A 24,210-nucleotide genomic window follows, 5' to 3' on the forward strand; every position below is an offset into this window, starting at 1 on the left:
TGCCTAGCTTGGCTTGGGAGGGCCGAGAAATGATCCGCTCGGAATTGATTCAGAAGATTGCAGACGAAAACCCGCACCTGTATCAGCGTGATGTGGAGCGGATCGTTAATACGGTATTTGAAGAGGTAACCGACGCTATGGCGCGCGGTGATCGTGTGGAGCTGCGAGGCTTTGGCGCCTTTTCAGTGAAACAGCGGGATTCGCGCGTTGGTCGCAATCCCCGTACCGGTGAAACCGTTCATGTTGAGGAAAAACATGTGCCGTTCTTCAAGACAGGTAAACTCTTGAGAGACCGCCTGAACGGAAAAGCTTGATGCGTTATATTCGCTATGCCTACCTTGGGGTAATTGCCATTGCCCTGATCTCGATCTCTTTGGCAAATCGGGGGCTTGTTGAACTCAAGCTGATGCCTACAGCGCTGGCTGAGTTTGTTGGCTATAATTTTAGGATCGAGCTTCCGCTTTTTGTCGTTGTTTTGGGTGGCATTGCTGTTGGCCTGATCATTGGCTTTGTCATCGAATGGCTGCGTGAACATAAGCACCGTCGAGAAGCTGATCAGAAGGCTCGTGAAGCGAAAAAGCTCGCGCGCGAGGTAAACCGTCTGAAAAAGCAAAAACATGAGGGCAAGGACGAGGTCCTCGCAATACTCGACGAAGCGAGCTGACGCGTCATATGATGGACATTCGGGTAAAAATCTGCGGGCTGAAAACTCCGCAGGATATCGTCGCTGCGGCTGAAGCGGGCGCAGCCTATGTTGGTTTCAATTTTTTCCCAAAGTCACCGCGTTCTGTTCTCATTGAGGAAGCCGCGACACTGGCAGGTAATGCGCCTTTCGGGCTGTGCAAAGTTTCTTTGACCGTAAATGCCGACAACGAAACGCTTGATGCGATAACCGGTCGCGTGCCGTTGGACATGTTGCAGCTGCATGGTCAGGAGACCCCCGAACGCGTAGCCGAGGTTAAGGCGCGCTACGGTCTGCCAGTGATGAAAGTTCTGGGCGTTTCCAACGTAGAGGACATTCAGCGGATTGAAACCTTCGAAACCGTAGCCGATCAGATTATGGTCGACGCTAAGGCGCCTAGGGATGCGGTTTTGCCTGGTGGCAATGGCGTGACCTTTGACTGGGGCTTGTTAGCCCGGAAGAAGTACTGGCGCACTCCGTGGATGCTTGCGGGTGGTTTGACCCCAGAAAATGTAGCGGAGGCGATCCGGGTTACAGGTGCGCGTCAGGTTGATGTCGCCTCCGGTGCGGAGCGCGCGCCCGGCGTCAAAGATCCTGCAAGGATAAAGGCGTTTTGCGAAACCGCATGCGTTCCACGCCGTTGACACGACACAAGCAGAACTAAACACGGTTTCAGCGAAGCGACATTGCATATCAGGACCGATAAACCGCTGCCTCTCTCTTTACCCGGGGCGGGTCGCGCTATACTCATATCGAGCGCCGCGAAGAAGGAAAGAACCATGGCCGAAGATCTATTCAACAGCTTTATGAACGGCCCCGACGAACAGGGGCGGTTTGGTATTTTTGGTGGTCGGTTTGTCAGTGAGACCTTAATGCCACTGATCCTAAGCCTGGAAGAGGAATATGATCGCGCCAAGGACGACCCGACATTCTGGGCAGAGATGGACGACCTGTGGAAGAACTACGTGGGTCGCCCGAGTCCGCTTTATTTCGCGGAGCGTCTGACCAATCATCTTGGTGGCGCGAAGATCTATCTGAAGCGTGACGAATTGAACCACACCGGCGCGCATAAGATCAATAATGTTCTGGGGCAAATTCTGCTTGCTCGCCGTATGGGCAAGGACCGGATCATTGCCGAAACCGGAGCCGGCCAGCATGGGGTCGCTACCGCGACAGTCTGCGCAAAGTTTGGCCTAAAATGCGTGGTCTATATGGGGGCTCACGATGTGCAGCGTCAGGCCCCTAACGTGTTCCGCATGCGTCTTCTGGGTGCTGAGGTTATTCCGGTGACCTCTGGTCGTGGTACGCTGAAAGACGCTATGAATGATGCTCTGCGCGATTGGGTGACCAATGTGCACGACACCTTCTATTGCATTGGGACCGTAGCTGGACCGCACCCCTATCCGGCGATGGTGCGTGATTTTCAGGCGGTGATCGGCAAAGAGGTTCGCTGGCAACTTGCAGAGCAAGAGAGCGAGGGGCGCTTACCTGATACGGTGATTGCCGCGATCGGTGGTGGCTCCAATGCAATGGGTTTGTTTTACCCGTTCCTTGACGACAAATCTGTCAACATTATCGGGGTCGAAGCTGGCGGCAAGGGAGTGGACGAGAAGATGCAGCACTGCGCCTCGTTGACCGGTGGCCGCCCCGGCGTGCTGCATGGCAATCGGACCTATCTTCTGCAGGATGACGATGGTCAGATCCTCGAAGGCTTCTCGATTTCTGCGGGTCTCGACTATCCCGGCATCGGGCCGGAACATGCCTGGTTGAGTGACATCGGCCGCGCCGACTATGTTTCGATCACCGATAAGGAGGCGCTTGAGGCCTTTCAGCTTTCTTGTGCGTTGGAGGGTATCATTCCAGCGCTTGAGCCCAGTCACGCGCTTGCACATGTGATGAAAATTGCGCCCGACTTGCCTAAGGACCATATTCTCGTGATGAACATGTGTGGTCGTGGCGACAAAGATATCTTCACTGTAGCGCGTCACCTCGGGTTTGACATGTCCGATACCGAGGGTCGTGATAGCGACTAACCGCTAGAGGCAAGTAAGAGAAAAGGCGCCTCGCATTACGGGCGCCTTTTTTATGGTTTGAGAACGGGTCTGCTCGCTACAGACTAGGGTGTGCTGGTAAGCCGAATTCCTCCAGCACTTTGAGCGGTACGATCTCCAGTGCGCGTTTATGCGTGGCCGCAAGATTGACCATCGGCGCGCAGCCTTCATCAGCAGCCTGTAAAAACCGACCGGCACAGAGACACCAAGAGTCACCTGCTTTCAAGCCGGAAAACCCAAACTCTGGTCGGGGCGTCGAAAGATCGTTCCCAACATATTTTGAATAGGCGAGGAATTCGTCTGTCATCACAGCGCAGACCGTATGGCTGCCCTGGTCCTGCGCGCAGGTGTTACAATGCCCGTCCCGAAAGAAACCGGTCACAGGAGCGGTAGAGCAAAGGGCAAGAGCGCCCCCCAGTACATTTATGCTTTCGTCTTGGTCCATGTTTTGATCCTACAGCGATTTGGCCAATGCGCGCAGCATTTTAACGTTCTCATCACTTACACCGGGTTTGCGGAACTCCCGATCAGCACTTGTTACGACAATGACAACGTTACGACCTTGGTTGATGTAGATATATTGCCCATAGACACCTCTGGCCAGAAATTCACCAGGTGAAGCGTTCTTTGGGATCCACCACTGAAACCCATACCCAATCCGGTCTGCCTTGGTTGGGGCAGATGGGCGGGTCGAGGCAGCGACCCAGGCTTGTGGAACGATCTGACGTCCGTTGTAGCGACCATTCTGTGCAACCAACTGGCCAAAACGAGCGTAATCGCGTGTGGTCTGATTGATCCCGCCAAGCACAAAGGCAACACTGGCGGCATCCGTAAGATAGTAACCCCCTTGTTCCAGCCCGAGATACTGCAGGACTTTTTCTGACAGCAGATCAGGGACGGAGCGCCCCGTTGCGCCGCGAATAACCATACCCAGAACATGGGTATCGATGGAGACGTATTGCCACTTTTCTCCGGGGGGGGCCACGGTTTCGGTCATGGCAGTGGTGAAATCATCCAGCGTGCCACCTAGTGCCAGGGTGCGCCCCATTCGGTTGATGTCTGAATCATAGTCCAGATAATCTTCGTTGAACTTCACACCGCTTGCCATGTTGAGGACATTACGAATGGTTGCCGTTTCATATGCGCTGCCCTTCAGTTCCGGCGCGTAGTCGATAACAAGATCATCGAGTGAGCGGATCTGGTCTTCCTGCAATAGAATACCCAAAAGCGCGGAGAGATAGCTTTTGGCCATTGACCAGGATATCCGCAGATCTTCCGCTTTGGTGCCTTGATGATAGCTCTCATGGCGGATCTGCCCGCCCTTTAACACCAGTAGGGAAGTGACCTTGCGCTCTTCAATCCAGTCTTTAGCGCCCGCAGGTAGCGTCATCCCTACGCCGTCAGGCAAGGTGCTGACAGGACCGTCGCCTCGATCAAGCGAGGTCGTTAGGAATGCGGAATTCATATTTGAAAAATTGGAAACAATGCGTTCCTCGTTAAACAACGTATTCACGGCCATCAAGCGGCGTATAGAGTCACGTTTCCAATAGGCGGCTCCAGCTGCGAATATCAGTAACATAATGAGAAAATAAGAAAATAATTTTATAAATCTGCCCATAATAACCCTCCTCGGACACGGCTAAGCCTAGCCAGCCGTGGTCCGGACGTGCAAATATGACGCAACGGAAACTACGTTTATTTGAACTTATTTAAAAGTCGCGCTATGGCGGAATGGGGTGCGTCACCGGTCGCGTCTTGGGCTGACGGCTTCGCAGGCGCGGCTTGTTTTTTTTGCGCGTTTGACGCCTCAGTGGGTGGAGTCTTCGTTTGCGCCGGCTTTGTGTCTTGCGCCTTTTGCGCTGCGCCGGATTTAGAGCTGCGAGGCGGGGCGACGCGTAGTGCAACAGCATTCATGAATTTGCCGCCGTCCCCTGCTGCCAAATGGGCTGCCCCGTCCGAAATTCCCCGCATCAGATCATCCAGCCATGCCTCGTCGGCTTTTGTGAAGTCACGCAACACATACCCTGCTACGGCGTCTTTATGTCCAGGATGGCCGATTCCTAAGCGTACGCGTTCGTAATCGGCACCAATATGTGAGTGAATCGAACGCAGCCCGTTATGGCCTGCGTGGCCGCCGCCTTGTTTTACGCGTGCTTTACCGGGGGCCAGGTCAAGTTCGTCGTGTAAGACAGTTACATCGCCCGGGTCGAGCTTGTAAAAGCGCATAGTTTCACCGACGGGCTGACCGGACAGGTTCATGAAAGTCTGAGGTTTGACCAAAAGCACTTTAGTTCGGTCAAGCAGGCCTTCGGATATCTGTGCCTGAAACTTGGATCTCCACGGCGAGAATCCATGATCGGTGGCAATCTGATCCAGCGCCATAAAGCCAATATTATGCCGGTTGCCTGCGTATTTTGCACCGGGATTTCCGAGACCAACAAAGAGCTTCATGGGCAATTCACCGATGCGTTTAGGGTGGCTTACTGTCTTGGATGGCTAGATGACGGGTTTGGGGAGAAAAATCCAGACCTTCGGTAGATTTTGCTACGGGCAGTGTAACTACCCATTGCGGTGTCTATCAGCCAAAAAAAAGCGAGGCCAAACCTGGCCTCGCTCTCTGGTCCAGAACCTTACGGTCAGACCTTATTCTTCTACAGCTACTTCGGCTTCTTCTGCAGACTCTTCGTTGTCTGCGGACTTCAGGCCCGATGGAGCAGAGATGTTGGCCACAACGAAGTCGCGATCGATGGTCGGTTTTGCGCCTTCAGGCAGCTTGATCGACGAGATGGTGACGGTGTCGCCAACGTTCAGACCTGCCAGATCAACAACCAGTTTCTCAGGGATGTCACCTGCGGTTACAACCAGCTCAACTTCGGGGCGCACAGCGCTCAGAACGCCGCCACGCTTGATGCCGGGGGCCTCTTCTTCGTTGATGAACTCAACAGGAACGAAGAGGTTCACCTTCGAGGTGCGGCGCAGGCGCATCAGGTCGAAGTGTGTCGGCAGGTCTTTAACAACGTCGCGCTGAACGTCACGGCAGATCACACGTACGTCTTCCTGGCCTTCGACTTTCAGATTCCACAATGTGGACTTGAAGCGACCGGCTTTCAGTTTCTTCAGCAGTTCGTTAAAGGGGATTTGGATCGACACAGGATCGGCGTCGCCACCAAATACAACACCAGGAACCATGCCAGCACGACGTGCCGCACGAGCGGCGCCCTTGCCCGACCCCGTACGTTCTTGGCAAACAAGATCAGGAATCTGACCAGCCATAATAATTCTCCAATTTGACAATGGGGGTGCCTCCAAGGCTGTCACCCCGCGTGAAGACGTGCGCATAGACTGGATTGCCAATTATTGCAAGCTGCAAACCGGATATCGGACCGAGGCTGCAGATATTACTGCCAGCGGCCACCGAAGTCTTCTGGAATGAGCAAGTTGTGACGCCCGAGGCTCGTTACGGATTTTTCACCGCATAGGGCCATGGTGGTGTCTAGTTCCTTGTGCATCACCTCCAGTGCGCGGGTCACGCCGAGTTCTCCCATAGCACCAAGCCCGTAGATAAATGCCCGCCCAATCATTGTGCCTGTGGCTCCCAAGGCAAGTGCCTTCAGTACGTCCTGACCGGAGCGAATGCCACTGTCCAGATGAACCTCGATCTGATCTCCGACGGCGTCCATAATGGCGGGTAACATCTGGATGGAACTGAGTGCGCCATCCAGTTGGCGACCACCGTGATTGGAGACGACAATTGCATCAGCACCAAGGTTGGCCGCCATCTTAGCATCCTCAACGTCCAAGATGCCCTTTAGGATGACCTTGCCATCCCACATCTCGATTAACTTTGCGATCTTGCTCCAGTCGAGAGAGGGGTCGAATTGCTCTGCCGTCCAAGCGCCTAAGGATGATGCGTCAGAAACGCCATCTACATGGCCAACGATATTGCCAAAGTTGCGTCTCTTCGCTGACAGCATTTCGATGCCCCAGGACCATTTTGTCATCAGGTTGGCAATCGTTTTGGGTGTGAGTTTCGGCGGTGCAGATAGCCCGTTTTTTAGATCCTTGTGGCGCTGGCCCAAGATCTGCAGATCCAATGTGATGACCAAGGCGGAGCATTTGGCATCTTTGGAACGCTGGATCAGTCGGCGCATGTAGTCGTCATCCTTCATGGTGTAGAGCTGAAACCAGAAGGGTTTTGTGGTCGCTTCGGCGACTTCTTCGATCGAGTTGATGGACATCGTTGATAGGGTGAAAGGCACTCCAAATGCCTCGGCTGCGCGCGCGGCTTTGATTTCGCCATCGGCGTGCTGCATTCCGGTCAGGCCGACGGGCGCTAATGCAACGGGCATTGCCACATCCTGACCAATCATCTGGCTGGCGGTGCTACGCCCGACCATATCAACTGCTACACGCTGGCGAAGTCTGATTTTTTCAAAGTCACCGGTATTGTCGCGAAACGTCTGTTCGGTCCAGCTGCCACTTTCTGCATAATCGTAGAACATGCGCGGGACGCGGCGTTCATGGATGCGTTTTAGATCGTCGATATTGGTAATGATCGGCACTGTTCCGTCCTCGACTTTGTGCGGTAATAATTTCTTACCAATTGATTGAGCGCTATGCAATGCGGGATGCATGCACAGCGTAGGCAATGACAAAAAAGGCCGCACAGGATGGTGCGGCCGTTTTGTTGGGTGATGTGTTGGGCGAAGGCAGCCTGCGACTATGCGGCGTGAGCTCCGTCTGAAAGAGTTTTTACAAAGCTGAGGACATCTTTGACGGGTAGGCCCTCGCCGATCTTGCTAACAATGGCAGACCCCACGACTGCTCCATCCGCGACCGAGGCGATGGCCTTGGATTTCTCAGGGGTATTGATGCCAAAGCCGACGATCACTGGCAGATCGGTGCTCGCTTTAATCCGGGCGACTTCCGGTTCGACATTGGTGGCTTCAGCTTCGGCCGCACCGGTGATCCCGGTAATGGAGACATAATATACAAAACCAGAGGTGTTTTGCAGGACGCGGGGCAAGCGATTGTCATCGGTTGTCGGAGTGGCCAAGCGGATAAAGTTCAGGCCGGCTTCCTGCGCTGGCAAGCATAGCTCGCTGTCTTCCTCTGGTGGCAGGTCGACAACGATCAATCCGTCAATGCCAGCATCTTTGGCATCGTCTAGGAATTTTTCGACACCGCGGCTGTAGATTGGGTTGTAGTAACCCATCATCACAATCGGAGTGGTGTCATCTTCGGTTCGGAACGCGCGCGCCAGTTCCAATGTTCGTTCCAATGTCATGCCGGATGCAAGCGCACGTTGGCCGGCCAGCTGAATGGTCGGACCATCTGCCATCGGGTCGGTAAAAGGCAGGCCCAATTCGATAACGTCTACACCCGCCGCAGGCAGGCCTTTGACAAGTTCGAGTGAGGTGTCAAAATCAGGATCGCCCGCCATAACATAGGCAACGAAGGCCTTCTTGTTGGCAGCTTTCAATTCGGCGAATTTGGCGTCAATGCGGGTCATGATCGGGCCTTTTAGGAGTGTCTGCCCCGGTGTGCCGAATGTTGCAGAGGAAATCAATCCCGCGTCCTTTTTTGCTGCACTATCTGGCATTAATTGCATCACGGCACCCCAGCCCCGCTTAGTCCTCAAATGGGACATGCCAACGCAGCAACAGTGTGTTTACTCCTGGGTTGATATTCGCAGTTGACGCGTTGGATTTATGTGTCAGGGCCAGCGACAGGGATTTGCCGCTATCGAATTCCTTGCCAACGACAAACGCACTGCGGATTTCAAACGTCGAGCCGAGATCGTTCAGCCTTACACTCTCAGCATATGCGCCGGGCATAACACTGGTTTCAATAAACCAGCCATGCTGCAACGCCCATTTTCCGACTACTCCGGCCCCGATAAACAGGTCGCCAGTGGTTTGAACATCGAGCGCCGCGCCGAAAGATGCGTCGAAACTGCCACGTTGCCAGAAAGCGCCGTGTTGGTATTCAATTGATACCAGCGCGCTGTCTTCTGCGCCTTCACGGGAAAAGCTGGAATAGCCTGCGGCAAAGATCCAGTCCCCAGCGATCGAGGGGATGGTGCCTGCAAGCACTAGGATACAGGCGAGGGAAGAGGCTCTAGCGAAATAGCGCAGTCTCATCGTTGATCGTCTCATTGTTGGTCGGCTTGTCTGGGATGCCCGTTAAATATGAGGTATGTCGACATCGTGAGGGATCAATGTGAATCACGTTTCGTTCAAAGGAACGCGAGTATCTCCAAGTGGTTGCATCTAGCTTTGCCTTGTCTAGAGGATCTGCGTTGAGGTCGTCGGCATGTGCTTGAGAGTAGCAGAGAACCGGGACTTGCGCGCCTATGCAGATCACGGGGCAACAGATGCGCGCTTGCGTCAGTTCAAAATGGTGCCTAGAAGCACCTCCCAAGTGGCATCAGGAGGCCGATATGGGCTTTAAAATGGGAATCGTGGGTTTACCGAACGTTGGTAAATCGACTCTGTTCAACGCATTGACCAAAACTGCATCGGCGCAGGCGGCGAACTTTCCGTTTTGCACTATCGAACCAAACGTTGGCGAAGTTGGCGTACCGGACGCCCGTCTGGACAAGCTGGCGGCAATCGCGAGCTCAAAGCAAATCATTCCGACCCGGATGACATTTGTGGATATCGCAGGTCTTGTTAAGGGCGCGTCCCAGGGCGAGGGCCTAGGTAACCAGTTTCTCGCAAACATTCGGGAGACCGATGCCATTGCCCATGTGCTGCGTTGTTTCGAAGACGGAGACGTGACCCATGTGGATGGCCGCGTTGATCCGGTGACCGACGCAGAAGTGATCGAGACTGAGTTGATGCTGTCAGATCTTGAAAGCATCGAAAAACGTCGTGCCAATCTGGTTCGCAAGTTGAAGGGCAACGACAAAGAGGCCCAACAGCAAGACCGCCTGCTGGCTGAGGCGCAGGCGATGCTGGAGGATGGTAAGCCTGCTCGTCTGGTCGAAGTTGATGCCGAGGATGCGAAAGCCTGGAAAATGCTGCAGCTTCTAACCAGCAAACCTGTGCTTTATGTGTGCAACGTGGGTGAGGCGGAGTCGGTTGATGGAAATGCCTACTCAGAAAAAGTGGCAGAGATGGCCGCGGCACAGGGCAATAGTCATGTCATCATCTCAGCTCAGATCGAAGAAGAGATCAGCCAGTTGGAACCGGATGAAGCTGAGATGTTTCTTTCCGAAATGGGTTTGTCTGAGGCGGGCCTCGATCGTCTGATCCGCGCAGGATACGATCTGTTGCATCTGGAAACCTATTTTACAGTTGGTCCAAAGGAAGCCCGCGCCTGGACGATCCGCAATGGCACTGCGGCGCCGCAAGCGGCGGGTGTTATTCATGGTGATTTTGAAAAAGGTTTCATCCGGGCTGAAACAATTGCTTATGACGATTTCATCGCCAGTAACGGTGAACAGGGCGCGAAAGAGGCTGGCAAGATGCGGGCGGAGGGTAAGAGCTACATCGTTAAGGACGGCGATGTGTTGCACTTCTTGTTCAACAACTGATTGCGCCCAATTCAGCATGGAAACTAGTGCCCGTCTTCAATCGAAGGTGGGCTTTTTCTTGATACAGCTGTCGCTCGTTTCAGAAAGTGGCAGACTTGAGTTGCCGCCGACGGAAATGCTAAACCCGCACGATTAGTCAGTCGGAAGGATAAAAATGACAAAGCTGATCATCGACACTGATCCCGGTATCGACGATGCGATGGCGATTTTCTACGCTGCTGCAGCACCCGATATCGATCTTCTGGGGCTCACCACAATCTTTGGCAATGTGACCACCAAAACGGCAACCCGTAACGCCCTGCGTCTGTTGGAAGCGGCGGACTTGGATCTGCCCGTGGCGCATGGTGCAGAGACCCCATTGGTGCTGCCTCCCTTCACGCCATCTGCCCATGTACATGGCGCCGAAGGCTTTGGCGATATTCCGGCCAAAGCTCCGAAAGGTCAGGCGCTGAATGAAGATGCGGCTGATTTTCTGATCCGTATGGCACAAGAGCACAAGGGAGAGCTTGTGGTCTGCCCTATTGGTCCCCTGACCAATATCGCCCATGCGATCCAGCGCGATGCTGACTTTGTGAAAAACGTCAAACGTATCGTCATTATGGGTGGATCACTGGAAGAGGGGGGCAATATCACCCCTCATGCAGAGGCCAATATCTATCATGACCCCCATGCCGCTGATGTTGTATTTGGCTCAGGCGCCAAGGTCGAAATGGTTGGTCTTGATGTCACGCATCGAATCCTCTGCACCAAGGATGACTTCTCCTCAATTGCCGCGCAATCGCCGGAGTTGGGCGGGATGCTGCAGGAAATGTCAGTGTTCTATTTGCATTTCTACGAAACGGTAGGGAAATTTGATGGCTGCTCATTGCACGACCCCGCTGCAGTTATTGCGTGTACGCATCCGGAGCTGTTCACGGCCCGGTGTGTTGCAATGGAAGTGTCATGTGATGGCGAAACTTCCGGTGAAACCCGCCTGGCCGCGGATGTCGATCGTAAGCCGATTGATGTTTATATGGCTGTCGACGCGGAAGCGGTTAAGACCCTGTTCGTGAAGCGCCTTGCGTTGCTTCCCTAAAGAGATCTTGAATTCAAAGCTTTAAGCTGTCTAAGCGCGACTGGAGTTCTGGCCCGCTGCAACGCCGTTGCAGCGGGTTTCTTCTTGCGTCAATGATGCCGTGTATTTTCCTGAAGCAGCATTGAGCTGTTGTTGGAGATTTAGCTTCAAGTGCTGGTGCGCTTAGGGCTGCTTCAATTTGCTCGGATCGATCACCTCGAGGAGGTCACCGGGCTGGCAATCCAATGCAACGCAAAGCTTGGCGAGTGTTTCGAAGCGAATGCCTTTGACGCGCCCAGATTTGAGAAGGCTCAGATTTTGTTCGGTAATGCCGATGTCCCGAGCAAGGTCACGCCCTGTTACCTTGAGCTGCGCCATTACGACATCCAATCTGACAACGACTTCCATTATACAAACGCTCTGTTTTCCTCAGCAGTACTAGCTGCTTCACTCATGGCCCAACCGATAACAACCAATACGCCTGCAACAAAGAAGAAGTTCAGATCCTGACTTCCTATATCGAATGCAAGCACACGCTCTCCCTTAGGTGCCTCCCAGCTCATCAAGACTGTAACAATAGGTTGGAGAACGAGACTCAATATCTCCATTATCAACAAAGCCATACCGCTTTTCTTGATCATCGTTGCACAGTTGGCTGTCAATACTTCGTGTTCCATGTAGCAGCGGAACAACCTGCGAAGCAGGAGGATCGCTCGGATAGCGAAACCGGTAGGAATGACGCTCACCGCAAAGCCTAACCAGAACATCGGCCCAATCACGATGATCTCCGGAGGCACCTGAAAGTCCGTTAGGTCGATGGAATCCGGAGAGCTGACGAAAAGGAAGCCAGACAGGATGACGCCGACGACAAGAAATATGGCGAAGATTGTGGCGAATAGATGTAGCCACCAAGACAGAATAGACAAACGTCGTTCACCCATGTGAAACCTCGTAGAGCTGTTGATACGTGATTACTGCTATTGCATCATTGTTTACTGTTTTACAATAAGTAATCACCCTGAATAGGTGATTTTTTGGTGCTATGCATTATGGAGGCAGCAGCCGCTATCTGTAGGTCAGCGACGAAGACTCTAGGAGCGGTCAATGAACAGCATCTTGTCCGTGCCAACTGGCTGGCCGGGATGACGCAAGAGCAGTTCAACAAAGGCTGGGTTGCCGGTTTGGCCGGGCACCGTATCGAAATCCGGGATACCGGACCGGTTCGCCAGCAGCTCTCGCACTGTGACCTCGTGAATATTGGCGATGCCCTCCAAACCCGACAGATCTAATTGATCGGCGAGCGGAGCATCGAAATCTATCGCACCTTCACCAACCAATTGCTGTACGACGACGGAGGTCATCATCTTGGTCTGCGACCCAACTTCGAATTGATTGGCAGTACTGGCGGCTTGGCTGCCGTTTAGTTCCACCTGACCAAAGGCATTGCGCACCGACAGTCCATCACGGGCGATTTCAATCAAAACGGCAGGTGCTGGGCCGGTCTCTGCGAAATCTAACAGAGCTCGCGCAGGCGCGCTCTTCAGGGCGTCTGGGTCAAAGTGGGACATGTCTTGTAATCCTTGTGGAAGTCTTTGGTGAAACGAACCGACTGGCCCGCTTCTCAGCCCTTGCCACAAGGTGTGATAACTGGCGTCCGGATCGTTCGGGACGGACAAAATGCACCTGCTTGCGTATTCAGAGCCCATGCTAATTACATATGGAGCCCGTGCTACAAATAAGAGCATCGGCGACGTCTACAATCTCCAGAACTGAAAGCGGTAGCCTTTGGCACGCTAGCTCGCAATTTGCTTCGTGCTGGGAGGCGGGAGGGTGAGAATTTCTATTTGATAGGTGCATGTACCTCATTTTGAATCAGGCAATATTTCGGTGAAATTTCTTGTTCGGGCTCGGCTTTCAGGTGGTGTGAGAAAATTCGAAAAAACGCCTTGTCTCTCTGGACGCTGACAAATATACGGGTCAGCGGAGATGTGGCCGAGTGGTCGAAGGCGCTCCCCTGCTAAGGGAGTAGGCGGGAAACCGTCTCGAGGGTTCGAATCCCTTCGTCTCCGCCACCTTACTATGTTTTCTATTGATGATACGTTGTTGGCGTGGTCGATACCATTATCTCCATGGCCTATTACGGCGCGAAAAATCTCACAGATTTCGCTACAATGCGGGCAGCCGCATGGGGTGTTTTTTTGAAGAAGAATATTCTGATTGTTGATGGGAGTTTGGGCGTTGGGTTGGCATTGGCGCAGCACTACGTCCGCGACGGACATAGTGTCACCATAGCCAGTCCGACTGATGCTGGTTGCCTAGGGGCGCGGTTTCACTCGTTGTCGATTTCTGAAGATACTTTCGAGATGGCTAATGCACTCGATGGGTTGGCGAAACAGGTTGGGGATGTTCAAACCCTAATCTACTGCGCGGATTTTGTGCAGCACGGTCCAATAGCCGCTTTAGAGGATGTGACGCTTGCGTAGTTGACAAACGTCGGATTGCTTGCGCTGATGATGATGATCCAGCGACTTGTCCGGCAGGTTACTGGCCCGCTTAAACTTATGCTGATCACTTCCAGTTCACAGTATAGGCCGCAAGGGAATATGCCAGCTGATTGCGCCATCCAGGCTGGCCTCGGCATGCTGGGCGCTGCCCTGGTCCGCGGCGACGGGATTGATTGGTAAGGTCCTGATTGTTGCGACGTCCGGTGTCGCTAAGGAGCGTAGACAGACGATCGACGAGAATGCATCAAGCATGCTTGATCCCAAATGGGTAGCAGCGGAGGCTGTTGCCCTCTCCAGTGGTCGCTTTAAGTATAAATTTGCCAAATTGTTAGGAAATCCAGCTGCGGTTGAGGTGGTCGACCACCTCGACAACAACTTCCTGCCGATTGGCAACTGAGCATACTAACCTTACGATTTTCTCGACTCAGGCGAGACGCTTTAAGGTGTGGATGACGTGATCGGTTTGGTCTTGGCTTAGATGAGGGCCGATAGGTAGGCTGATCACCTCTTTGGCAAGTTTTGCAGCCAGTGGCAGCTCCTCACCCGTCAACTGCAGCTCAGAATATGCAGCCTGAGCATGTGGTGGGATCGGGTAGTGAACCAAAGTTTGAATGCCGACTTCCGCCAAATCATTGGCCAACTGATCCCGGTTTGGGTGGCGTAGGACAAAAAGATGCCAGACGGGATCGGCTTTCATTGCAACATGAGGCAGTGTTAGCCCCAGGCCGCTCAATTCTGACATATAGCGACTGGCAATATGTGCACGTCTGGCGTTCCAGCTATCAAGAACCGCAAGCTTGATTGACAGGAAACAGGCCTGAACTGGATCGAGGCGGCTGTTAAAACCCGGAACTTCATTGCGATATTTCTCGCGCGAGCCGTAGTTTCTCAGCAGCGACAAACGTTCGGCGAGCGCATCGGAGTTGGTGGTAACCGCGCCGCCATCACCCAAAGCGCCCAGGTTCTTGCCGGGATAGAAGCTCCAGCAAACGATATCGCCGGCACCGCCAATCCGGCGCCCGTCCCAGCGTGCCCCGTGAGCCTGTGCGGCGTCTTCGATCACCTTTAGGCCCAGATCACGGGCTGTAGTCATGATTGCCGGCATATCGGCAGGTTGACCATAAAGATGCACCGTGATGACTGCCTTAACACCGGGAGCCATGGCTGCGCGGATGCCAGTCGCAGTGATATTGTGCGTTGCCAGGTCGGGTTCGACCGGAACCGGTATCGCGCCACACTGCGACACCGCCAGCCAGGTGGCGATATATGTATTTGACGGTACAAGAACCTTGTCTCCTGGACCGATGTCCAGCGCTACAAGCGCTAACCGCAGGGCATCCAGTCCGTTCGCGACGCCAAAGGCATGAGAGACATCACAATAGCGGGCAAAATCTCGCTCAAATCGGGCGACATCCGGTCCGAGAATATACCATCCGGATCGAAGGCTCTCGAGCATCTTTGGTTCACTGAGCTCGGCCAGTTCGTCGTAGGCGGCTTTCAGGTCGAGAAAAGGGACCTGCATCATTTGGCTCCAACGGCTTGGCGGAAGTCACCATAATCGCGAATATAGTCGCCTTCATCGTAAGGGGCAGAAGCCATGACCATACAGACGGCTCCAGACGAAAAATTATCGAGATAGCGCCACATCATAGGGCATATATAGATGCCGAAATATGATCGGTTCAGATGAAAGCGTTTTTCATTGAACCCGTCATCCAAGACTACGTCAAAGCTGCCAGACATCGCAATCATGAATTGGTGCAAGCCCTTGTGGGCATGGGCACCCCGGTCAGATCCTCCAGGCACATCATAGAGGTAATAGACACGTTTGATATCGAACGGTATGTGGTTCATTCCTTCGACAAACGTTAGGTTGCCGCGAGCATCTTCGATCTTGGGCAGGTCAATAAGTTGGCAATCATTGAGTGGCACATCCGTTCTCCGGTATTGTGGCGTTCGGACTGGCGCCCTATGGCGGGTTCAATCCATGCCGGACCCATTGCTGCTGGTGCTTGATCCGGCTTTGTCCCTTGGCGAAGCTGTCTAGCATATTGTAGGTTCCGATCAATCGAATTAACGACTTGCTCATACGGGCAGGCTGGTAGGAAAGCAGATTGAACCATGTCAAAATCAAAGAAGCTACTGCTGATTGGGGCGGGTGAATTTGCTGATATCGCCTATGAGTATTTTACCCATGACTCTGACTATGAGGTTGTCGGATTTGCGGTCGAACAAGCCTATCTGACAGAGACGGAAAAATTCGGTCTTCCCATTGTGGCCTTGGAAAGCGCGACAGAACATTTTGCCCCAGCCGAGGTTGAGGCGCATGTCGCGGTCACGTCAACCAAACTCAACCAGGTGCGCGAACGTTTGGTCGGTGAGGCCGAGAAGATGGGCTATCGCCTGTGCAACTATATCAGCAGCCGCGCGTTTGTCTGGCAAACGGCTGAGTTGGGTGACAATGTTTTCATTTTTGAAAACAATGTTGTGCAGCATGGCGTCAAAATCGGAGCGGGTGTTGTCTTGTGGAGCGGCAACCATGTGGGCCACCAGACCAGCATTGAGGACTTCTGCTTTATCTCCAGCCATGTGGTGATCTCGGGATATTGCACCATTGGGCGGCGCAGCTTTGTCGGTGTGAACGCCAGCTTTGCCGATAATATCACTATTGGGGCTGATAGCTTTGTGGCTTTGGCCGCAGTGGTGAACAAGAGCTTCCCTGATGCGGGGCAAATCCTTTCTGGCCATTATGCTGAACCTTCAAGGGTCTCGGCCTATCGCTACTTTAAGGTAAAGGCCTGAACGATGGCTTGGGAAAAACTAGGCCGGGTCTTCTGTCCCGATGGCAGCTCGCCTTGGGCCAAACACAGCTTTATGACGCCGGTTCCGATTGAACTTAGTCAGGATGTCATTCGCATCTATGGCGGCATGCGGGATGATCACGGTGTTAGTCGCATTGGATGGGTCGATGTGGCACGCGGCAATCCGCTGGAAGTTCTTGGCGTTTCTCCGGAACCAGTACTCGATTTGGGCGCGCCGGGTATGTTTGATGACAATGGCGTCATTCTTGGCGATGTGATCCGTATCGGTCCGCAAGAAATGCGTATGTACTACGTCGGATTTCAGCTGGTTCAGAAAGCCAAGTTCTTGGCCTTCACTGGGGTTGCTATTAGTCACGACAATGGTGGCAGTTTTCAGCGGGTGCAGGTCACACCGGTTCTGGATCGCGCGCCGCAGGCGCTGTTTATCAATGCATTGCACAGCATCCAGAAGACGAATGAGGGATACCGCGCTTGGATTTCATGCGGCCAGCGCTGGCAGGCCGTCGCAGAGCGGGTGTTTCCTCAGTATAACTGTTGGACTGTAACCAGTCCGGACGGCCTATGCTTTGATATGTCCGAAGCAGTGCCGACGCTGGACTGCGAGGGCGACGAGTACCGCATTGGCCGCCCACGGGCGAACCAGCTCGCGGATGGCAGCTACGAGATGCGCGTAACTTCCGACACGCTCAGTAAGCAATATGCCTGCTTTCGCGCGGTTTCGCCCGATGGTGTGGTCTGGCAGCGGACAGCGGATGAAGAACTTCCCCGTGGCGACAGTTGCACATGGGATAGTGAAATGACCTGTTATCCAGCGCGGCTGGATACATCGGATGGCAGCAGCTATCTGTTCTATAACGGCAATAACATGGGTGAGACAGGCGTCGGTGTTGCGCGGCTCGAACCGGCATCATGAGCGCGGATTTAACAGTTAAACGCTACACAGCAGCAGACGCACAGCAATGGGATGGGTTTGTAGCGACTTCGAAGAATGCCACGTTCCTATTGCGGCGTGGTTTCATGGAATACCACGCTGATCGTTTTGCAGACCATTCGCTCATGGTCTTGCGCGAGGATACCATTGTTGCGTTGTTGCCAGCCAGTCAGATTGGGCAGACCCTAGTGAGCCATGGCGGGCTAACCTATGGCGGGGTTCTTACAGGTCCAAAAATGAGTGCTGCGCTGATGTTGTCGGTGTTCGATTCACTGAAACGATACGCGATGGTCGCTGGCCTGACGGAGTTGAACTACAAGCCGATCCCGCATATTTATCACCGCCAACCTGCCGAAGAGGACCTGTATGCTTTGTTTCGCCATGGCGCATCCCTGGTGCGTGTGGATGCCTCAGCGACAGTATTGATCGGCGATAGGCTGCCATTTGGTAGCGGTAAGAAAGACGGGCTGCGCAAAGCTCGCAAGGCCGGCCTAACCGCCCGTCAAAGCAATGATTGGCCAGAATGTTGGGCACTGCTAACTGCTGTGCTCGCAGAGCGTCATGATGCCAGACCTGTTCATAGCTTAGACGAAATTCAGCGGCTTGCCGTGCTTTTCCCGGATCAGATCCGCCTGTTCGGTGCCTATGATGAAGATCAGATGATTTCGGCGCTAGTGATTTTTGACTGTGGGCCCGCCGTGCATGTTCAATACATCGCTTCCAGTCCGGTAGGTCGCCAGCATGGCGGGGTGGATCTGATTGTTAAAACCCTGCTTGAAGAGGTCTATTCTGATCGCAAGTGGTTGGACTTTGGGATTTCAACGACAGATCACGGCATGGCACTGAACGAAGGTCTGGCACAGCAAAAGGAAATGTTTGGCGCTCGAACCACGATCTACCAACACTACACGCTGGATTTGACTGCATGAGTGCGAGCCCGGATCAGACGACAGACAAAGACACGCAAAAGCATGATCTTGACGTGCTGTCTTCGACTTTGCGAGAGCAAGCGCTCGGGGCCCGCCGCTTTTGTGATGCCCTGATTTTTGGCCGCCTTTATGGACGCTTACATTGGGACAATATTTCAGGCTTCTTTGGCGATGACGCTTTTGAGCAGGCGTTATTTGACCGCTGGCAAGAAAAACTGATGCCTGAGGGCGCGGAGCAGCTTCCGTTGGCGGAACCTGGGCATTGGTGCCATATCGCAACTCGCATCTATCCGGCGGGCGGGCACACCCGGCTCCTACGGACCCTGGTTGAGGGCGCAAAGGGAAATGTATCGCAACAAACGCTGCTGCTGACACAGCGATCATCGCGTGAGGCTATCGGTAAACTGCCCAAAGCGCTTGATGCTGTTGGGGAGTTGAACGGCTCGCCAGAGCGCATCGCTCGCAGATTGTGCCAAGAAGCAGCGCGGGCCGAAGTAGTGCTGATGCATAATCATCCGGATGATATCGGCGCGGCGCTGGCTGCGCGGTGCCTGCGGGCTGCGGGACGGCGGGTATTGTTCGTGAACCACGCCGATCACGTCTTTTCCTTCGGGCCAGGGGCGGCCGATGTCGTTCTTGAGATTTGCGCAACTGGCTGGCGGACAACCGAAAATCGCCGAACTGCACATGCCCAGCAATTCATGGGTATCCCGGCAGTACGATCTGACCACCAGATGCCGACGACCACTGACAATCGCTCAGGGCCGATCCTGTCTATCGGTGGGCCTGGAAAATTTGCGCCGATTGGAGATTTGAGTTTTCCCGATTTTCTCGATCGGATTTTGCCATTGGTTTCCAATGATGTGATGCTGATTGGACCTAGCGAAAAAGATCCGTGGTGGGAACCGATCCTGACAAAATACCCAGGTCGCGTACGGTTGTGTGGTGTGCAACCTGCCGAAAGATTGAGGGCGGCATTTGCCACCTCGTCTTGTTACGTAGACAGCTTTCCACTTGACGGTGGCAGTGTCTTTCCCGAGGCGGTTATGGCTGGACTGCCGGCCTTTGCCCTCAATCAGGGGGCGGCACCCGGTGTCAGCCCAACCGACGTGCTTCGCCAGCCCGATATGACAAGCATGGTGCAGGATCTTGCCGCATTTCTGAATGGCGCCGATTACCTTTATGACATCGCCACAGTCAGACAAGATATAGTGTCGCTGTTGTCGGTTGAGGCTGTGGCGGAGAGGGTGCGCAGCGCCGCCGAAGGTGATATTTTACCTCCACCGAATAGCCTGATGCGTTTGGGTAATCGCAGTTCAGACTACAATGCTGAACGATGGGTAGCAGCCGGTAAGATGCATGTGCCAAAACGGATCTGGCGGGGATTGAGTCTTATGAGGCGGCTTCGACTGCGCTATGACTTCGGTGCTTTGCCAGTCAGCGCTGCGGTCAAGTCTCAGTTGAAGAAGAGAGTATTGCTGGGGTAGGTCGCTCTTGACCTCATCCCAGTTCCTTCAGTGTCAGAAGCAGGGTTTCGCAGGCCCCGGTAATATGGTCGCGCGTCAACGAGGCCGCCAGATCTGCATCACCAGACACACAGGCGTTCCAGATGGCCAGATGTTCACTGTTGGCGCGTTCATTGCCGTCGGATAGAACCAGCTGCGCACGCAGGTAGCTGTCGACGCGATCCATCGCATTGTCGATCACATCCATATGGTAGTGCAGCCCGCTCTCGCGGTAGAGGGTCGAATGAAAATCGCGGTTCAAATCACCCCAGGTCATCGGGTCTTCCGACTGCGAAAACGCCTCCAGACAATCTTTGGCCTTCGAAAGAGCAGCTGGTGACATGCGCGGCACCGCGCGACGGATTACCTCTGGTTCCAGAACCGCACGGAAATCAAAGATTTCCTGGGCTTCCTGCGCAGATAAGCTCGATACAACAGCCCCCTTGTAGCGTTGGGTTTTGACCAGACCCTGCTCTTCTAGGCGTGAAATCGCCTCACGTACCGGGATTCGGCTTGTATTGAACATCTGCGCGATTTCATCCTGCCGTAACGGCTCGCCTTCTTTCAGGTCTCCTTCAATGATCGCCTTTCGCAACGCGTCAAAGACGATCGCCGAGGCCGAGGCGGTCTTAGATATATCAACAGATTTCAACTTCATTTTTGCGCTCCTTCTCTATCTTATATCCCCGTTCACGGGCGTTGGGAAAGACTGGATAGTTCTTATATTGAATATTGGATCCAATATGTGTTATGCAATATACAGAGATACCGAGTCTCCCTTGAGCTCGGATTTAGACCCATTGAAGAGGACCCAACGATGACACACCCCGTATTTTCCGGCTGTATTCCAGCTCTGATGACACCCTGCACGGCAGATCGCCGTCCGGATTTCGATGCGCTGGTGAAGAAGGGGCAAGAGCTGATCTCAAAGGGTATGTCAGCGGTCGTCTATTGTGGGTCAATGGGAGACTGGCCGTTGATCAGCGACGCTGAGCGGATGGAAGGTGTCGCGCGTTTGGTCGCGGCTGGTGTGCCGACCATTGTTGGCACTGGTGCAGTGAACACAACGCAAGCTGCAGCGCATGCAGCCCACGCGGCAGAGATCGGCGCTGCTGGTTTGATGGTGATTCCACGCGTATTGTCTCGCGGCAGCTCGGTAGCCGCGCAACGCGATCATTTTGCCGCCGTCCTGTCTGCCGCTCCGACGTTGCCTGCAGTGATCTACAACAGCCCGTACTACGGGTTTGCCACGCGCGCGGATCTGTTTTTCGATCTGCGGCGCGATCATTCCAATTTGATCGGATTCAAAGAATTCGGCGGCGCGGATGACCTGCGCTACGCAGCAGAGAACATTACCTCGCAGGATAGCAGCGTTACTCTTATGATTGGCGTCGATACCACAGTGTTCCACGGTTACGTGAATTGTGGGGCAGGTGGTGCAATCACCGGCATCGGAAACGCGCTGCCAAGTCAGGTGCTGCACCTTGTCTCGCTCTGTCAACTGGCCGCAAAGGGTAACGCGACAGCACGCCGTCAGGCTCAGGAGTTGGAAGCCGCCTTGGCAGTCCTGTCCTCCTTTGACGAAGGCGCGGATCTCGTTCTCTACTACAAACATCTGATGGTATTGAACGGGGACAGTGAGTACAGCCTGCACTTCAATGAAAGTGATAGGCTTAGTGCCAGTCAGCAGGCTTACGTTGAAGCACAATATGAGCTGTTCCGCAGCTGGTATGCTGATTGGAGCAAACAGCCGGATGTCGCGGCGCTATGCGAGTAATCGACAGTCATACCGGCGGTGAGCCGACCCGCCTGATCCTGTCAGGCGGGCCGGATCTCGGCAACGGATCTCTGGCAGAACGGGCGGAACGCCTGTCCCGTGAGCATCAAGATTTTTGCGCCTCTGTACTGTCTGAGCCGCGTGGCCATGATGCTATGGTCGGCGCGCTACTTGTGCCTCCAACGGATCCGACCTGCGCTGCCGGTGTGATTTACTTCAATCCGGTTGGGCCGCTGGGTATGTGTGGACATGCGACCATCGGCACCGCTGTCAGTCTCAACCATTTGGGTCGTCTTGATCTCGGAGAGCATCGTTTCGAAACACCTGTTGGTGTCGTCGGGGTTCACCTGCAAACGCCAAACCAAGCGGCGGTCGAGAATGTCGAGAGCGAACGCTATCGCACCAATGTCTCGGTGGATGTGCCAGAGCTGGGCCAGATTATTGGCGATATTGCATGGGGGGGGAACTGGTTTTTCCTCACCTCGGATGCACCGGCACCGCTGACATTGGCCAATGTTGATGTGCTAACCAGTAGCGCCGTGGCCGTGCGTCGCGCCTTGGTCGCGGCAAAGATTACAGGTCGCGATGGCGCTTTGATCGATCATGTGGAGTTTGTTGGGGCCCCAATGAGCCGGACAGGAAATGCACGTAACTTTGTGCTCTGTCCGGGGATCGCGTACGACCGGTCTCCTTGTGGAACAGGGTCGGCGGCTAAACTGGCCTGCCTAGCAGCGGCGGGCGATCTGGCTCCCGGCGTGACTTGGATACAGGAAAGCGTGATCGGAAGTACCTATGCGCTGCACTACCGTCCTGGCCCAACTGGTGGCGTGATCGCAACCATTACCGGTTCAGCATTTGTAACCGGAGAAACTGTTTTGAACTTTGATCACGCAGACCCTTATCGGGCCGGGATCACTACCCAAGAGGTACAGCAATGGAATATCGTAACCTGATTGCAGGCGGCTGGTCAGACACCGCCGCCGCGAGCGCCAATATCAACCCTTCCGATACTCAGGATATTCTGGGATATGCGGCAGATAGCCCGGTCAAAGATATGGACCGTGCAATAGCAGCCGCGCGCGACGCGGCACCTGGATGGGCGGCCAGCACACCACAACAGCGATTTGACGTGTTGGATGCCATCGGAACTGAGATTCTGGCCCGCAAGGCCGAACTCGGTCACCTGTTGTCTCGCGAAGAGGGCAAGACACTTCCAGAAGGCATCGGAGAGGCCGCGCGCGCGGGGCAGATTTTCAAGTTCTTTGCCGGTGAGACCCTGCGCCAAGCGGGAGAAACCCTTGGCTCTGTACGCCCGGGCGTCGGTGTTGAGGTCACTCGATCGCCGGTTGGGGTTGTTGGCCTGATCACGCCCTGGAACTTTCCTATCGCTATCCCCGCCTGGAAAGTCGCCCCGGCGCTGGCTTACGGCAATGCCGTTGTTTTGAAACCTGCTGAGCTGACGCCCGGCTGTGCCCACGCACTGGCTGAGATTATTGATCGCTCGGGTTTGCCGGCTGGGGTATTCAATGTGGTCTTTGGCATCGGCCGCACGGTTGGTCAGAGCCTCGTAAACAGTCGTGATGTCGATGCGATCTCTTTCACCGGATCGGTTGAAACGGGGGGTGCGATCGCGGCTGCATGTGGCACGCAACGTAAGAAATTGCAGCTAGAGATGGGCGGTAAGAACCCGATGGTGGTGCTGGATGATGCTGATCTGGATACAGCCGTTGAGGCCAGCCTGAATGGTGCGTTCTATTCTACCGGTCAACGTTGTACCGCCTCCTCACGGCTGATTGTGACAGAAGGGATCCACGATCGGTTTGTTGCCGCGCTTGGCGAACGCATGACCAGTCTTCAGGTTGGCAATGCGCTAGACGACAGCACCCAGATTGGGCCAGTTGTTGATGAGCGTCAGCTGGAAAAGGATCTCTATTATCTGGATGTTGCAGCTATGGAAGGCGGGCGGCTTCTGGGAGGTCAAACGCTACAACGTACGACCAATGGTTTCTATCTCGCGCCTGCGCTTGTGACCGAGACATCAAATGATATGCGGATCAACCAAGAAGAGGTATTCGGCCCTCTGGCGTCGGTCATCCGTGTTGAAGGCTACGATGAGGCGCTGATGGTGGCCAACGATACGCCCTTTGGTCTTAGTGCCGGGATCTGCACCGGGTCACTGAAATACGCCACGCATTTCAAGGCCAATGTCGAGGCTGGTATGGCCATGGTGAACTTGCCAACGGCAGGGGTTGATTATCACGTTCCGTTTGGCGGCACCAAGGGCTCCAGCTTCGGTGCGCGCGAGCAGGGCAGCCATGCGAAAGAGTTTTATACAAAAGTCAAAACCGCCTACACTCTAGCGTAAAGGCGGTCAGGTGGCGGGGTTTAGGCTCCGCCACTTCTATGAAGGCAGGG

The 24,210-nt window shown here is 54.3% G+C and carries 28 protein-coding genes and 1 tRNA gene; 16 read left to right on the plus strand and 13 right to left on the minus strand.

What is annotated here, in order from left to right; all coding sequences use genetic code 11:
* Nucleotides 1-29: 29 nt before the first annotated feature.
* The 4 genes from ihfB to trpB all read left to right on the plus strand — a co-directional run bounded on the left by ihfB (nt 30) and on the right by trpB (nt 2,715).
* Nucleotides 30-314, plus strand: coding sequence for an integration host factor subunit beta (ihfB, locus tag ACEWZM_RS12645; protein WP_414006766.1), 285 nt, complete (start codon nt 30-32; stop codon nt 312-314).
* Nucleotides 314-664, plus strand: a complete 351-nt coding sequence (locus tag ACEWZM_RS12650; RefSeq protein ID WP_414006767.1) for a lipopolysaccharide assembly protein LapA domain-containing protein — start codon at nt 314-316, stop codon at nt 662-664. The genes ihfB and ACEWZM_RS12650 overlap by 1 nt, the downstream gene beginning before the upstream one ends.
* An 8-nt stretch (nt 665-672) precedes the next feature.
* Nucleotides 673-1,326, plus strand: a complete 654-nt coding sequence (locus ACEWZM_RS12655; protein WP_414006768.1) for a phosphoribosylanthranilate isomerase — start codon at nt 673-675, stop codon at nt 1,324-1,326.
* A gap of 135 nt (nt 1,327-1,461) precedes the next feature.
* Complete coding sequence (gene trpB, locus ACEWZM_RS12660) at nt 1,462-2,715, plus strand: tryptophan synthase subunit beta (RefSeq protein ID WP_414006769.1); 1,254 nt, start codon at nt 1,462-1,464, stop codon at nt 2,713-2,715.
* Nucleotides 2,716-2,791: 76 nt separating this feature from the next.
* Here trpB and ACEWZM_RS12665 read toward each other — a convergent pair whose 3' ends face one another.
* From ACEWZM_RS12665 to ACEWZM_RS12695, 7 genes are all read right to left on the minus strand, one after another.
* A complete protein-coding gene (locus ACEWZM_RS12665) occupies nt 2,792-3,178 on the minus strand; it encodes a DUF2237 family protein (RefSeq protein ID WP_414006770.1) in 387 nt (128 codons plus the stop codon).
* Between the two features lie 9 nt (nt 3,179-3,187).
* Complete coding sequence (locus tag ACEWZM_RS12670) at nt 3,188-4,351, minus strand: serine hydrolase domain-containing protein (RefSeq protein ID WP_414006771.1); 1,164 nt, start codon at nt 4,349-4,351, stop codon at nt 3,188-3,190.
* 77 nt (nt 4,352-4,428) lie between these two features.
* Nucleotides 4,429-5,184 carry an aminoacyl-tRNA hydrolase gene (gene pth / locus ACEWZM_RS12675; RefSeq protein WP_414006772.1) on the minus strand — a complete coding sequence of 252 codons (756 nt, stop codon included), beginning with the start codon at nt 5,182-5,184 and terminating at the stop codon, nt 4,429-4,431.
* Between the two features lie 192 nt (nt 5,185-5,376).
* Nucleotides 5,377-6,006, minus strand: coding sequence for a 50S ribosomal protein L25/general stress protein Ctc (locus ACEWZM_RS12680; RefSeq protein ID WP_414006773.1), 630 nt, complete (start codon nt 6,004-6,006; stop codon nt 5,377-5,379).
* Between the two features lie 125 nt (nt 6,007-6,131).
* On the minus strand, nt 6,132-7,295 hold the full coding sequence (locus tag ACEWZM_RS12685) for an alpha-hydroxy acid oxidase (RefSeq protein WP_414006774.1): 1,164 nt from the start codon (nt 7,293-7,295) through the stop codon (nt 6,132-6,134).
* A gap of 158 nt (nt 7,296-7,453) precedes the next feature.
* Entirely contained in the window at nt 7,454-8,245 is a 792-nt protein-coding gene (trpA, locus tag ACEWZM_RS12690) for a tryptophan synthase subunit alpha (protein WP_414006775.1), read from the minus strand.
* A 118-nt stretch (nt 8,246-8,363) separates the two neighbouring features.
* Entirely contained in the window at nt 8,364-8,876 is a 513-nt protein-coding gene (locus ACEWZM_RS12695) for an acyloxyacyl hydrolase (RefSeq protein ID WP_414006776.1), read from the minus strand.
* Nucleotides 8,877-9,175: 299 nt separating this feature from the next.
* Between ACEWZM_RS12695 and ychF the strand changes: the two genes are divergently transcribed.
* A complete protein-coding gene (gene ychF / locus ACEWZM_RS12700) occupies nt 9,176-10,273 on the plus strand; it encodes a redox-regulated ATPase YchF (RefSeq protein ID WP_414006777.1) in 1,098 nt (365 codons plus the stop codon).
* A gap of 154 nt (nt 10,274-10,427) precedes the next feature.
* Nucleotides 10,428-11,348, plus strand: a complete 921-nt coding sequence (locus ACEWZM_RS12705) for a nucleoside hydrolase (RefSeq protein ID WP_414006778.1) — start codon at nt 10,428-10,430, stop codon at nt 11,346-11,348.
* A gap of 162 nt (nt 11,349-11,510) precedes the next feature.
* On the opposite strand, the gene ACEWZM_RS12710 is transcribed toward ACEWZM_RS12705, so the two are convergent.
* The 3 genes from ACEWZM_RS12710 to ACEWZM_RS12720 form a co-directional block, all read right to left on the minus strand.
* Complete coding sequence (locus tag ACEWZM_RS12710; protein WP_414006779.1) at nt 11,511-11,735, minus strand: helix-turn-helix domain-containing protein; 225 nt, start codon at nt 11,733-11,735, stop codon at nt 11,511-11,513.
* Nucleotides 11,735-12,268 carry a hypothetical protein gene (locus ACEWZM_RS12715; protein WP_414006780.1) on the minus strand — a complete coding sequence of 178 codons (534 nt, stop codon included), beginning with the start codon at nt 12,266-12,268 and terminating at the stop codon, nt 11,735-11,737. Before ACEWZM_RS12715 ends, ACEWZM_RS12710 begins: the two co-directional genes overlap by 1 nt.
* Nucleotides 12,269-12,418: 150 nt before the next feature.
* Nucleotides 12,419-12,895 (minus strand): serine hydrolase, encoded by a 477-nt coding sequence (locus ACEWZM_RS12720; protein ID WP_414006781.1) that lies wholly within the window; start codon nt 12,893-12,895, stop codon nt 12,419-12,421.
* A 414-nt stretch (nt 12,896-13,309) separates the two neighbouring features.
* Between ACEWZM_RS12720 and ACEWZM_RS12725 the strand changes: the two genes are divergently transcribed.
* The 3 genes from ACEWZM_RS12725 to ACEWZM_RS12735 all read left to right on the plus strand — a co-directional run bounded on the left by ACEWZM_RS12725 (nt 13,310) and on the right by ACEWZM_RS12735 (nt 14,228).
* Nucleotides 13,310-13,399 (plus strand) — tRNA-Ser (locus ACEWZM_RS12725).
* Between the two features lie 126 nt (nt 13,400-13,525).
* Nucleotides 13,526-13,810, plus strand: a complete 285-nt coding sequence (locus ACEWZM_RS12730; RefSeq protein ID WP_414006782.1) for a Rossmann-fold NAD(P)-binding domain-containing protein — start codon at nt 13,526-13,528, stop codon at nt 13,808-13,810.
* 190 nt (nt 13,811-14,000) lie between these two features.
* Nucleotides 14,001-14,228, plus strand: a complete 228-nt coding sequence (locus tag ACEWZM_RS12735) for a hypothetical protein (RefSeq protein WP_414006783.1) — start codon at nt 14,001-14,003, stop codon at nt 14,226-14,228.
* A gap of 27 nt (nt 14,229-14,255) precedes the next feature.
* Here ACEWZM_RS12735 and ACEWZM_RS12740 read toward each other — a convergent pair whose 3' ends face one another.
* Together ACEWZM_RS12740 and ACEWZM_RS12745 are read right to left on the minus strand one after the other, a co-directional pair.
* Nucleotides 14,256-15,353, minus strand: a complete 1,098-nt coding sequence (locus ACEWZM_RS12740) for a DegT/DnrJ/EryC1/StrS family aminotransferase (RefSeq protein ID WP_414008033.1) — start codon at nt 15,351-15,353, stop codon at nt 14,256-14,258.
* Entirely contained in the window at nt 15,353-15,763 is a 411-nt protein-coding gene (locus ACEWZM_RS12745; protein WP_414006784.1) for a sugar 3,4-ketoisomerase, read from the minus strand. The genes ACEWZM_RS12740 and ACEWZM_RS12745 overlap by 1 nt, the downstream gene beginning before the upstream one ends.
* 189 nt (nt 15,764-15,952) lie before the next feature.
* Between ACEWZM_RS12745 and ACEWZM_RS12750 the strand changes: the two genes are divergently transcribed.
* Genes ACEWZM_RS12750 through ACEWZM_RS12765 form a run of 4 tightly spaced genes read left to right on the plus strand, consistent with a single transcriptional unit; the run spans nt 15,953 to nt 20,000 of the window.
* Nucleotides 15,953-16,633, plus strand: a complete 681-nt coding sequence (locus ACEWZM_RS12750; protein WP_414006785.1) for an acetyltransferase — start codon at nt 15,953-15,955, stop codon at nt 16,631-16,633.
* Nucleotides 16,634-16,636: 3 nt separating this feature from the next.
* The gene (locus ACEWZM_RS12755; protein ID WP_414006786.1) at nt 16,637-17,566 is read left to right on the plus strand and encodes a hypothetical protein; all 930 of its coding nucleotides are present in this window, start codon (nt 16,637-16,639) and stop codon (nt 17,564-17,566) included.
* Nucleotides 17,563-18,513 carry a GNAT family N-acetyltransferase gene (locus tag ACEWZM_RS12760; protein WP_414006787.1) on the plus strand — a complete coding sequence of 317 codons (951 nt, stop codon included), beginning with the start codon at nt 17,563-17,565 and terminating at the stop codon, nt 18,511-18,513. The genes ACEWZM_RS12755 and ACEWZM_RS12760 overlap by 4 nt, the downstream gene beginning before the upstream one ends.
* Nucleotides 18,510-20,000: a hypothetical protein gene (locus ACEWZM_RS12765; RefSeq protein WP_414006788.1), complete on the plus strand. Its 1,491-nt coding sequence runs from the start codon at nt 18,510-18,512 to the stop codon at nt 19,998-20,000. The genes ACEWZM_RS12760 and ACEWZM_RS12765 overlap by 4 nt, the downstream gene beginning before the upstream one ends.
* Nucleotides 20,001-20,013: 13 nt before the next feature.
* On the opposite strand, the gene ACEWZM_RS12770 is transcribed toward ACEWZM_RS12765, so the two are convergent.
* Nucleotides 20,014-20,676: a GntR family transcriptional regulator gene (locus ACEWZM_RS12770; RefSeq protein ID WP_414006789.1), complete on the minus strand. Its 663-nt coding sequence runs from the start codon at nt 20,674-20,676 to the stop codon at nt 20,014-20,016.
* A 159-nt stretch (nt 20,677-20,835) separates the two neighbouring features.
* On the opposite strand from ACEWZM_RS12770, the gene ACEWZM_RS12775 reads away from it, so the two are divergent.
* From ACEWZM_RS12775 to ACEWZM_RS12785, 3 genes are read left to right on the plus strand one after another with little or no spacing between them, the layout of a single operon-like run.
* Nucleotides 20,836-21,795, plus strand: a complete 960-nt coding sequence (locus ACEWZM_RS12775; RefSeq protein WP_414006790.1) for a dihydrodipicolinate synthase family protein — start codon at nt 20,836-20,838, stop codon at nt 21,793-21,795.
* Nucleotides 21,786-22,748 (plus strand): 4-hydroxyproline epimerase, encoded by a 963-nt coding sequence (locus ACEWZM_RS12780; RefSeq protein WP_414006791.1) that lies wholly within the window; start codon nt 21,786-21,788, stop codon nt 22,746-22,748. The genes ACEWZM_RS12775 and ACEWZM_RS12780 overlap by 10 nt, the downstream gene beginning before the upstream one ends.
* Nucleotides 22,730-24,160 carry an aldehyde dehydrogenase family protein gene (locus ACEWZM_RS12785; RefSeq protein ID WP_414006792.1) on the plus strand — a complete coding sequence of 477 codons (1,431 nt, stop codon included), beginning with the start codon at nt 22,730-22,732 and terminating at the stop codon, nt 24,158-24,160. The genes ACEWZM_RS12780 and ACEWZM_RS12785 overlap by 19 nt, the downstream gene beginning before the upstream one ends.
* Nucleotides 24,161-24,210: the final 50 nt, after the last annotated feature.

The organism is Phaeobacter cretensis (assembly GCF_047372505.1).
Lineage (GTDB): Bacteria > Pseudomonadota > Alphaproteobacteria > Rhodobacterales > Rhodobacteraceae > Phaeobacter > Phaeobacter cretensis.